Below are 10,217 nucleotides of genomic sequence, written 5' to 3'. Positions count from 1 at the left end.
AACCCTGCAGTTTCCTTATTAGCTATACATAGGATAAGCAGGGGTCAAGTCCATATAATTGGAGGAGGTAGTGGTGGCTGAGAATGTTATTGCAATAGCAAGTAAAGGTATTTTACATCCTGAGATGCCAGATATTGATAAATTAATGATATCGAATAGATGGCAATATGATATAGCAATAGAGACTAGGGGAGGTGGTTTACCGCCTAATTCACCTATTGAAAAAGCATTTGAGAATGCAGACGTTTTAATTGCTGCAAGTATACCAGGACCTAATGTTATAAAGAAGGAATGGATTTCTAAGATGAACAAAGATGCTATAGTATTTGCTTTAGCAAATCCTGTTCCAGAAATATGGCCGTATGAAGCAAAAAAAGCAGGTGCTAAAATTGTTGCAACCGGAAGAAGTGATTTTCCAAATCAAATAAACAACAGCCTTGTTTTTCCAGCAGTGTTTAGAGGTGTTTTAGATGTTAGGGCAAAAACAATTAGCGATGAGATGGCAATTGCTGCAGCGTATGAAATTGCAAGGTTTGCTGAAGAGAAAGGGTTAAGAGAAGATTACATAGTGCCTACAATGGAGGAGTGGGAAGTATATCCTAGGGTTGCTGCTGCTGTTGCTGTTAAAGCTGTTGAGCAGGGATTTGCTAGGAAAACAACAACATACAAAGAAGAACTCCAAAATGCAACAGAAATAATATTATTATCTAGGAAAAAATTAGAAACTGTCTTGGAAAAGAATCTGATAAAGGATCCTCTATCAAAGTAAAAATATTAGGGCTTTAAAAAATATTAATACTGGGATTAATAATGTCTGTTCACATAAAAAGAAAAGGAATTTCAATAAGCTTAGAGGAATATTTAACTACAATTTTTAAAGAAGGCGGAGACAAAGGTTGGATAAAGTTTGGAAAAATAGCCAGTTATTTAGGGACAACGCAGGCTAGTGTTACAGAAGCAATGCAAAAACTTGCAAAGGACGGCTATCTGTACTATTTTCCATACAGAGGAGTAAGATTAACCGAAAAAGGTATAGAATTAGCATCATCAATTGTTAATAAAGAAAATGAAATAAGGGACTTTTTAATATCAATAGGAATTGATGAGAAAGAAGCCGAGGAACTAGCATGTATTCTAGAACATAAAATTAGTGATAGTGCTATTAAAAAGATTAGAGAATTCATTAATAATTGCGCGTCAAATAAAAATTATTAATTTTTAAATACAATATAGAAATAGGCGATATGAATATTGACTAAGAAAAGATTTGGCATAAGTATACCAGATAACTTATATGATTATCTGAACAAATTATCTGAACAACTAGAAATTAATAGAAGTGATCTAGTTGAGCAAGCAGTTAAAACTTTTATAAATGATTATAAGCATTATTTAATTCCACATACTTGCACTGGCATAATGATAGTTTCATGTAAAGATGAAAAAGCAGTGAAAGAAATTATTGATAAGTTTCAAGATATTGCCAAAACTTATATTCATACACACGAAAATAACACGTGTATCGAACTAATGTTTGTATCTGGCCCTTCAGAAAAAATAGCATTATTACAAAAGAGTCTGCAAAAAGATGGCAAGTGTAACCCAAGATATGTACCGATAATAGGATTAAACGAATCTAAATCTTCGGAATCTCGATAATAGACCACGCTCTATCTATAGCTTTCTCGAGCTTCTTTTGATGCTCTTCTAAGAACTTTTCTAAACGAGAGAACCCAAAAAATTTACATTCTCCACATAGCAATGAGCCAGACTTACACCTATTATAGATATTAACTAATTCGTTATCATCTTGTATTAAATGATATAAATATAAATCATATACTGGACACTTATCAGGTTCTCCTCCTAATTTTCTTTGTTCTTCGGCCGTATTTCTACCTCCTGTTAAAGATGACATAAATTTCTTTTTCGCAATGTCTATTGGATCTGTTAGAAATATTGTTACATCTGGTTTACTGCTACTCATTTTCCCTCCATCCAAACCTCTTATGAGCCTGTGATAAATAGATGCAGGAGGTTCTAATTCTATTTCACCCTTGAACCTTCCTGCTAAGTCCCTTGTCAATCTTAAATGAGGATCCTGATCAGCGCCTACTGGAACTACAACATGTTTGTATTCCCCATACTCTGGTAATTGTGGGTGCAATATATCAGCTGCTTGAGTCAACGCAGATATAATTTTACCTGGAGTTATTTCGCCATAAATAGCTTCGAGCTCATTATAAGAAATTTTTGATGCAAACAATTGTATTAATGAATGGTATGAACCCTTTCTGTTTGTTTGGAAGTAAAAATCAGTTTTGCTTGGATCTAAACCAAGTGCTATTAAGTTAGCAACATATTCTTCTATACCTATCTTTATTATATCTTTTCTTGATATATGCCTTACTGCATATGCCTCTGCATCGGCAAGCCCTACAAATATTTTAAAGCCCAGCTTTTGAAAATATATTAGTTCTAAACCAGTCATCATATGACCGAAATGGAATCTTCCACTCGGCATAAATCCAGTCATAGCAGCAGCTCTTTCTTTATTTTCAATAGCCTTTAATATTACATTATCAAAATCTCTATGACCAAATATTATCCCTCTTTTCATAAAGGGGCTTAATTCGATACCGTCACTTTTCATTCTATTAATTAATTCACCAAAAGGCTTAATTCCAAACACTTCATAAAGTCTGTTATAATCTTTTATTTCAGGTCTTCCCCATGGATCCAATTTAATTTCGTTTTCCTCTGGCATTCAATGCACCTACCTATAATATTAGTTTGAAAATTAAATATTTAGGTATTATTGATAAGGAAATAATTAAAAATTATAGCCTTTAGATACAACTGTTTTTTATGGTGAAAGTTTGGAAGAATTAGATGAAATCGACTTTGAGCTATATGATATAATTAAAGAGTACATGCCAATAACTTTATCAGAGCTTGCTAGAAACTTAGGCCATAGCAAGAGTATGATATATAGAAGAGTTAAAAAGTTAGAAAATTCAGGTCTCATAAAGGTATCTTATCAGGGGGGCGTTTCTATAATAACTGCTAATCAAAAAAATGATTCTATAATAACTATAGGAATTCTTAGAGCTAGCGAATATCCATATATAATAAAATTTGCTAAAAAATTGGAAAATATTTTTAATCATGTTAAGATAGTTGTTTACGATGAAGCATATAAGGAAGCCTTAGACTTATCAATAGGAAAATTAAAGTTAGCTATGAACCCTGCAGTTTCCTTATTAGCTATACATAGGATAAGCAGGGGTCAAGTCCATATAATTGGAGGAGGTAGTGGTGGAGGTAGTGGAATAATTAACAATTTAAACGGTAAAAATGGCCATTCGACATCTATCATGTCATCAATGGAACTATGCGCTGATATGAACAAGCTAGAGATGCCTAGAGTATATGGCAATAGCGGTCAAGAGATTTTAAACAAGGTCTTAAAAGGTGAAGTTAGGCAGGGAGTTATTTGGGAACCTTTTTTATCAATAGCATCAAAAAACAATTTAAAAATAACTTCTTGCGAATTAGATACCTGTTGCCTCTTAGGAGCGCATTCATCCCTATACGATAAATATGATAAAATATCAAAAGCTTTTTCAGATGCCATATCTAGCGATATCTCAGATTTGGAAGGTTATGCAAACATAATTAATATGCCGTTAGATGTAATAAAATTATCAGTAAAGAGCTATAGTTTCTTTGAAGAGCCAGATAAGAATTATTTGAAAAGTATAATTAGCAATTTAAGAAATACAATATTGCCTAGCGATATCATAGAAAGATCAGTTATTATCTAGATCTTTTAAAGCTAATCTAAGTTCCGCTAGTAAATTTGGCAGAGGAGTCATTAATGCTGTTAGATGAGGTCCTTTTATATAACTTAAAACTTTTTTCCATTCCTCTTTAGGCCTTGATTCTACATAAGATTTTAACGTCTCTTTTACAAGCCTAGGATTTGCTTGAAATGTTCTTGCGTATGCAAAAAATACTGCTAAATCCCATGCTGCTTTTTTGTGAGTATAATTACTTACTTGCTCAGCATCTATAAGGGCCATATTATCATTATCTATCATGACAAAATTTCCTGGATTAGGATCCCCTAAAGTCCTATTATGATTATGTATTAATGCTAAGCTCTTTCCCATATTATACCAAGCATAGGGATTCTTGCTCTTTAATACGACCTCTCCATCTAGGAATTCTCTAACCATCTTATACTCATATTTCTCTGAACATAAACTTAAAATTTTTGGGGTATTAATTATTTTCCTTAAATCTAATAGAGATTTATATTCATTAACTAACCTTGATAATGGAGTCTCTTTAAACGGAAATATGGATGCTGAAACAGCTCCTGCCATGAACCACTTTAATGTGCCATAGATATACTCTTTTATTACTATTTTCATCTCATCATTTTCACAAATCTGGCTTGAAGATAATATTCCAGGCCTCTTACATCTATAATCTTTACCTAAAATTTTTTTAATGTAACCATCATAATCACTACAACTCTTAAATATTATACCTTCTGGAATAGAAATCACACTGTACGGATTTTTTATTAATTCTATTGGCTCACACGACTTTCCGGTATTAACATTAGTATTAGAATATAATGTTAAAAAACCGAGTATCACATTTTTTCCTATATTACCCATTATTTTATTTGCTCCAATAGTTAGCATGTTAAAATTTAAATTTATATTACCATTATCAATACTTCCTATGTTTTTTATGTAAGCTTCGTAATCGTCCCTTAAACCTTTAAGGCCTACTTTATTAATGACTTCATTATATATGCACGAATAAACATCTTTAAGATCAGACATTTTAGACAAAGGTATAAACTCTATAGGTATCTTAAAATAGTTTGCAAGTTTTCCATATCTTTGCATAAATTCATAAGCTTGTTCTATGGTTACTCTTATCTTATAATATTCGATTAAATCTTTAAAATTTTCATCATACTCAACTGGAGGAACTAATAGACCAGAAACTATATCACCTAATGTACCTAATTTTACATCTGCGGACAGAACCATATCACCCACTATTAATTTGTTATTTTCTTCAAATGATGGCAATTTAAAGCCATTAACAACTTTTATTGTATAATTAATACCTCTAATTTCACCTTCCATTATTAAAGCCCCTTTTCCATAAAACTTTTCCATCTTTTTTTCTTATCTCTACAATTCTATGTATAGGTATAACGGTTTCATTATCGCTTAATGTTATGGCCCAATTACTAACTGCTATAATATCATTTGTAGATAATTGCAAAAGCCTATTGCCATGCTCAGGTGTCCTATCAATATATATAATTATGTACTCTTCCCTTTTGTCAAATGAGTTTATAGCTTTACCAATAATATTTTTTATCGTACTTCTCTTTTTAGACATGCCGCACCATTATTTAATTATATAACTAGATTAATATATTTGTTATAGGACTCTAACATGGTGATAAAATTGACGTGTGTATTTTGTGAAATATCAAGAAAAGAAAAACCGGCTCACATAATTTATGAAGATAAAGATATAATGGTCATACTTGATATAAATCCAATTTCTAAGGGTCATTTATTAGTAATCCCTAAAGAACATCATGAGGCAATTCAAGACACTCCAGTAAAAACTCTAGTTAAAACATGGGTAATAGCGTCAGCTTTTGCAAAAATCTATAGAGATAAATTAAAAGCTCCTGGAGTTAATGTTATAACTAACAGCGGTTCTCCAGCTGGGCAAGTTGTTTTCCATTTTCACGTTCACGTAATACCAAGGTGGGAACAAGATGGTTTTAAGAAAGGAGGAAGACATGTTTTAAGTGAAGAAGAAGCCAGTGAAATAACTAGTATGCTTTCAGATTATTTAGATATAGTAAAATCTTACTTAAATGAAATTTCTATATAATACTCCTAAAATCTCTAAGCTTTATAACACGCAACCTATATATCCAATTAGAATCATTCATTATTGTTACTAAAGCATTTCCGCTATTTTTAATTAGCTTATAAGAATTATATGCACAAACTTCATTATCCATTATGAATTCCACTTCTTCTCCTTGGCTCATTTTTCCAAACTCCCTGTAAGCTAAAAACATAGGCTCGGGACAATCTAAATTAGTCAAATCTACTCTCCTCAATACTATCACCTCAAAGCTTCCTAAAATCATTAAAATAACAATTATCTAATTTTTCTGTTTTTATATTATCTACCTCGAAATAGCTATTTTTTATTATTTCCAATAGTTTATTTATGGATTCGTTATTTCCATTAGCAATTATTTCAACACTTCCATCAGAAAGATTTTTAGCGTAGCCTTTTATGTTAAGCTTTTTTGCATTAGACCAAATAAAATGCCTAAATCCTACTCCTTGGACATGCCCATTAACAAGAATCTTTAAACATATATCCATTAAATCACCTCAATATAAATTAAACTTGCTCAAAACTTCTTGATCTAATATATACTTTGTTATATTTTTTGGAGCGTCAACTTCTTTCTTTCCTTTTTCAACAATTTCTCCTATTACATAAGGATCGTAACCCTTATATTTTAGGTCTTTAATAACATCTTCGTAAATTTCTTCTGGAGATATTATAATAAATCCACCATTAGTGCCTGCTGTAGCATTTGGCATCAAGAAATTTTCTGTTGCAAATTCTGATATTTCAGGGAAAAGTAATGGAAAGTCATATAACTTTATATGAGTATTTGTTAAATTCGCCTGTTCCCAAACAACCAATATTCCTGGTCCAGTAACATCTGTTGCTGAAACTATGTGTTTTTCTTTAGAAAAGTCTTCATTCAAATCTGGTAAATATTTTGCTATAACTTCTCCCATGGCTTTATTCGGTGATGAGATTATATTGACAGCTTTTTCTTTAATTTTTTCCAACGTATCTAAGTCTATTCCTTTCTTTTCAAGTTCATCTATAATGCTCTCATCAATAGCTGTTGATAAATATGTTGTTATTGGAGATAATTCGCCTAAAGGCCTAGTAATTATTATTTTCATACCATTATCTGCTTTATCATGAAACATTGGCGGTTTCTTGTCACTAGATGCAATTACTGTTGCCCCTAATAAAAGCCTTCCCTTTTTAGGTTGTTCTATATCTAATAGTTTAGCACCTATTTCGTTAGCAAATCTTTTTGAGTTTTTGTATAGTTCTTCTCTTAGTTCTTCTGTTGGGCCATTTAATACAGGAGCTATCTTAAGATCTTTATAAGCACCGACTACAAACAAGTCATTTAGTGAGTTTGATATAGATCCTGAGACTTGTCTATAGTCCGATGGAAGACTAGTTGGATCTATAATGTGCATAGTATCATTATTAGCAGCTATGAGCTCCTCCCCTTTGTTATATGATATTAAATCAGCCAACATAAATTCATCTTCTCTAAATGGCGTTACTATAGAATGTCCTTTTCCTACATTAATTACGGGTGCGCATTCACAAAGGCTCTCATATGCAGGCATGACTTTTTTAATAAACTTATCTGCCTCATTTGCTGCTAGCTGATAAACCTGTACTAAAATAATAGCTCTGATTTCGCTTTCATTTTTATAATTTAAATTAACTTTTTCTCCTAAAGGTAATATTTTTCTATTAATTTCTATAGAATCAGAATCTGCATAAAATATATCGGCATCTTCTCTTTCTGCAATTCTTAAATTCTTTGATTGAAGATACGGCCTAATTTTTTCCATGGCTGGATAAACTATTTTTAATAAATCAACCTTAACAGCGCATCCTGTTGCAAGAGATAACGGATCTGCTCCCAAATTCCTATAATATGAAAGTCTCTGTCTAATATTATTAAGCAACTCAACCTTTTTTTCCTTCATATCTATCCCTTATTCTACATATCTACGGACAGTTTTTAAATATTTCCTATATAGAGAATACTTTAGATTATATAAAAATTCCTACATAATAATCAGCTCCATTAAAATAATAAACCAAATTTTAAAATCCAAATTTATATGTAGAAATCGGGGGAAAATTTGGTAAAAATCAAAGAAATCGACTCGATAAAATCTGATAAACTAGATATGAAAACAATTATAAATAAAATAAAGGAAATCTTAAACAGTGGTTATCAAGAAGAGGCCATAGTTGTTAAAGATAATAATGTAATTAAAAAACATGAAATATATTGGGCATTAAAATACTTAGGTACGAAATTTATTGCAGTATCTAATGAGGAAGAAAACGTAAAGGTATCTTTAGATTTCTTAGGTTTTTACGATGAAGTTTCTGACCCAGGTATCAGGGTTTATAATAACACTATAGAACTAATAGAAAGGGATAGACCAACTCCATTAGTAAAGTTAAATGGTATAATAAATGACAAGAAAATAGGTATATGGGCAAAATTAGAATGGTATAATCCTTTTAGCCTTAGTATAAAAGATAGAACAGCATGGTATATAATTTATAATAATCTAGATAAATTAAGTGATAAAGAAAAAATTTTTGAAGCTACGTCAGCAAATACTGGAATAGCTATTGCTGCTATATCATCTATATTAGGCAAAAAAACAAGGGTTTTCATGCCAGAAACTTCTCCGGATTATGCAAGTAAACTATTAAAAATTTATGGATCTGATGTAGTTAGAGAAGGCAATACTACTAATGAGTTAATAGAAAAAGTTAAAATATATGCTGAAAAAGAAAATGCTTTTGTTCCAAATCAATTTTCTAATATTTTCAATTTATTAGTTCATTTAAGATATACGGCAAAAGAAATAGACTATCAAACAATATATGGAAAACTTAAGCTTAATGGAATTTTTGCATCTATGGGAACCGGAGGTCATATAGCCGGATTAATCTTTTATTTCCATAACAAAAACAAAGCAGTAAAAATATTTGGAATTCAACCTGAAGAAAATGGCACAATTCCTGGAATAAAAAAGCAAGACTTTAAAAATTGGTGGAATATAAATGATTCCCCAGATGACATTTATTCTGTTAGTCTAGAAGAATCTATAGATGTTTTAATCACAACAGCAAGGACTAATGGAATCTTACCAGGCATTAGCGGTGGAGCAGTTTTAGCCGGATTAAAAAAGGCTTATAATAATGGAGATCTTGACGAAGGAGATTATGTTTGCATAATACCTGATAACGGTATTAAATATCTTGATGAAATATACAATGAAAGGGTATTATAATCAATTATATTTTATTAATCATTATTGTAATTTATATAAGATTGAAATATTATAAAAATTAAATCCTAAAAAGTAAAATTAAATATGGGTAAAAACATGTACAAAAAAAGTAATGAGTTTCTAAAAAGCGCATCAAAGGCTATTGAAATATTAAAAAAGAAAAGTATTTTCGAGAAAAATGTTAGCAACTATCCAATAGCTGTTATAGGTGATATACACGGTTATATGAAAAGCATAAATAATTTTAAGAAGATTATCGAGCAAACATCTCCTAATAAGATAATATTTCTAGGTGATTATGTAGATAGAGGCTATGAGGGTGTTGAAGTATTAAATGAAATATTTAATTTATTAATCAATTACGAAGATAAGGTTATCTTAATAAGAGGTAACCACGAAGATCTAAACATGAATCAAGAATACGGTTTTTTTGAAGAACTTGTATCAAAAATTGGTAAGGAGGGAATAAAATTGATTGAATTGTTTTATTCTAATTTACCAATATCCGCGTCGTTAAACAATATATTCTTTGTACATGGAGGGATACCCTTTATTAAGATAAATAACGAACATATTCCATTAAAATTAGATGAACTGTATCAACTAAACAAAATTAAAGGAAACAAGGAATATTTAGAATTCGAAAACAATATATTGTTTCAGATGGCATGGAACGATCCTGATGGATATATCGATTGGTTTGAACCAAATTACATGAGAGGTGATGGAGTGTTCTATTATGGGAAAAAAGCATGGAATGAATTCATGGATGCTAATGGTATAAACTTTATGGTTAGAGGACATGAAATAGTTGATGGTGTCCATATATGGAATAATGATGGAACTTTTATAAATAAAATTAAAAATCATCAGAAAATTTATATAGATCAACTGTATAAGAGCGTAATAACAGTATTTTCAAGTAGATACCATATAGGTAGAGCTGGTTCCGTAATAATATACAGAGATGAAATAGAGTTTGTTGAAATATGA

12 protein-coding genes and 1 pseudogene are annotated in these 10,217 nt (G+C 30.8%); 7 read left to right on the top strand and 6 right to left on the bottom strand.

Annotation, left to right across the window (positions count from 1 at the left end; genetic code table 11):
• Positions 1–82 precede the first annotated feature (82 nt).
• The 3 genes and pseudogenes from ACP5GV_RS04795 to ACP5GV_RS04785 form a co-directional block, all read left to right on the top strand.
• Positions 83–769, top strand: a pseudogene (locus ACP5GV_RS04795) (NAD-dependent malic enzyme); the annotation flags it as partial.
• Positions 770–810: 41 nt separating this feature from the next.
• Positions 811–1,215, top strand: a complete 405-nt coding sequence (locus ACP5GV_RS04790; protein WP_428102575.1) for a metal-dependent transcriptional regulator — start codon at positions 811–813, stop codon at positions 1,213–1,215.
• Positions 1,216–1,251: 36 nt separating this feature from the next.
• Complete coding sequence (locus ACP5GV_RS04785) at positions 1,252–1,659, top strand: CopG family ribbon-helix-helix protein (RefSeq protein ID WP_428102573.1); 408 nt, start codon at positions 1,252–1,254, stop codon at positions 1,657–1,659.
• Here ACP5GV_RS04785 and ACP5GV_RS04780 read toward each other — a convergent pair.
• On the bottom strand, positions 1,637–2,767 hold the full coding sequence (locus ACP5GV_RS04780) for a tryptophan--tRNA ligase (protein ID WP_428069067.1): 1,131 nt from the start codon (positions 2,765–2,767) through the stop codon (positions 1,637–1,639). The genes ACP5GV_RS04785 and ACP5GV_RS04780 overlap by 23 nt on opposite strands.
• Before the next feature lie 112 nt (positions 2,768–2,879).
• Between ACP5GV_RS04780 and ACP5GV_RS04775 the strand changes: the two genes are divergently transcribed.
• Positions 2,880–3,827, top strand: a complete 948-nt coding sequence (locus ACP5GV_RS04775; protein ID WP_428102571.1) for a winged helix-turn-helix transcriptional regulator — start codon at positions 2,880–2,882, stop codon at positions 3,825–3,827.
• On the opposite strand, the gene ACP5GV_RS04770 is transcribed toward ACP5GV_RS04775, so the two are convergent.
• On the bottom strand, positions 3,813–5,174 hold the full coding sequence (locus ACP5GV_RS04770) for a hypothetical protein (protein WP_428069070.1): 1,362 nt from the start codon (positions 5,172–5,174) through the stop codon (positions 3,813–3,815). The genes ACP5GV_RS04775 and ACP5GV_RS04770 overlap by 15 nt on opposite strands.
• Positions 5,164–5,436, bottom strand: a complete 273-nt coding sequence (locus tag ACP5GV_RS04765; RefSeq protein ID WP_292320774.1) for a DUF504 domain-containing protein — start codon at positions 5,434–5,436, stop codon at positions 5,164–5,166. The genes ACP5GV_RS04770 and ACP5GV_RS04765 overlap by 11 nt, the downstream gene beginning before the upstream one ends.
• A gap of 69 nt (positions 5,437–5,505) precedes the next feature.
• Here ACP5GV_RS04765 and ACP5GV_RS04760 point away from each other — a divergent pair, with 69 nt between their 5' ends.
• A complete protein-coding gene (locus ACP5GV_RS04760) occupies positions 5,506–5,946 on the top strand; it encodes an HIT family protein (protein WP_428069073.1) in 441 nt (146 codons plus the stop codon).
• On the opposite strand, the gene ACP5GV_RS04755 is transcribed toward ACP5GV_RS04760, so the two are convergent.
• Genes ACP5GV_RS04755 through ACP5GV_RS04745 form a run of 3 tightly spaced genes read right to left on the bottom strand, consistent with a single transcriptional unit; the run spans position 5,939 to position 7,892 of the window.
• Complete coding sequence (locus ACP5GV_RS04755; RefSeq protein ID WP_428102569.1) at positions 5,939–6,181, bottom strand: sulfurtransferase TusA family protein; 243 nt, start codon at positions 6,179–6,181, stop codon at positions 5,939–5,941. The genes ACP5GV_RS04760 and ACP5GV_RS04755 overlap by 8 nt on opposite strands.
• A 10-nt stretch (positions 6,182–6,191) precedes the next feature.
• Entirely contained in the window at positions 6,192–6,455 is a 264-nt protein-coding gene (locus ACP5GV_RS04750; protein WP_292320778.1) for an acylphosphatase, read from the bottom strand.
• Positions 6,456–6,464: 9 nt separating this feature from the next.
• Entirely contained in the window at positions 6,465–7,892 is a 1,428-nt protein-coding gene (locus tag ACP5GV_RS04745) for a SelD-related putative sulfur metabolism protein (RefSeq protein WP_428102567.1), read from the bottom strand.
• A 159-nt stretch (positions 7,893–8,051) separates the two neighbouring features.
• Here ACP5GV_RS04745 and ACP5GV_RS04740 point away from each other — a divergent pair, with 159 nt between their 5' ends.
• Together ACP5GV_RS04740 and ACP5GV_RS04735 are read left to right on the top strand one after the other, a co-directional pair.
• Positions 8,052–9,224: a PLP-dependent cysteine synthase family protein gene (locus ACP5GV_RS04740; protein ID WP_428069078.1), complete on the top strand. Its 1,173-nt coding sequence runs from the start codon at positions 8,052–8,054 to the stop codon at positions 9,222–9,224.
• 84 nt (positions 9,225–9,308) lie between these two features.
• Positions 9,309–10,217 carry a metallophosphoesterase gene (locus ACP5GV_RS04735; RefSeq protein ID WP_428102565.1) on the top strand — a complete coding sequence of 303 codons (909 nt, stop codon included), beginning with the start codon at positions 9,309–9,311 and terminating at the stop codon, positions 10,215–10,217.

The sequence above is a fragment of the Caldisphaera sp. genome (assembly GCF_049974385.1).
In the GTDB taxonomy this organism is placed as follows: domain Archaea; phylum Thermoproteota; class Thermoprotei_A; order Sulfolobales; family Acidilobaceae; genus Caldisphaera.
This window is presented reverse-complemented; position numbering and strand designations above follow the sequence as displayed.

Coding starts and splice junctions, on each gene's coding strand:
- ACP5GV_RS04790 (WP_428102575.1), top strand. CDS start 811: ATGTCTGTTCACATAAAAAGAAAAGGAATTTCAATAAGCTTAGAGGAA.
- ACP5GV_RS04780 (WP_428069067.1), bottom strand. CDS start 2,767: ATGCCAGAGGAAAACGAAATTAAATTGGATCCATGGGGAAGACCTGAA.
- ACP5GV_RS04770 (WP_428069070.1), bottom strand. CDS start 5,174: ATGGAAGGTGAAATTAGAGGTATTAATTATACAATAAAAGTTGTTAAT.
- ACP5GV_RS04765 (WP_292320774.1), bottom strand. CDS start 5,436: ATGTCTAAAAAGAGAAGTACGATAAAAAATATTATTGGTAAAGCTATA.
- ACP5GV_RS04750 (WP_292320778.1), bottom strand. CDS start 6,455: ATGGATATATGTTTAAAGATTCTTGTTAATGGGCATGTCCAAGGAGTA.
- ACP5GV_RS04745 (WP_428102567.1), bottom strand. CDS start 7,892: ATGAAGGAAAAAAAGGTTGAGTTGCTTAATAATATTAGACAGAGACTT.
- ACP5GV_RS04735 (WP_428102565.1), top strand. CDS start 9,309: ATGGGTAAAAACATGTACAAAAAAAGTAATGAGTTTCTAAAAAGCGCA.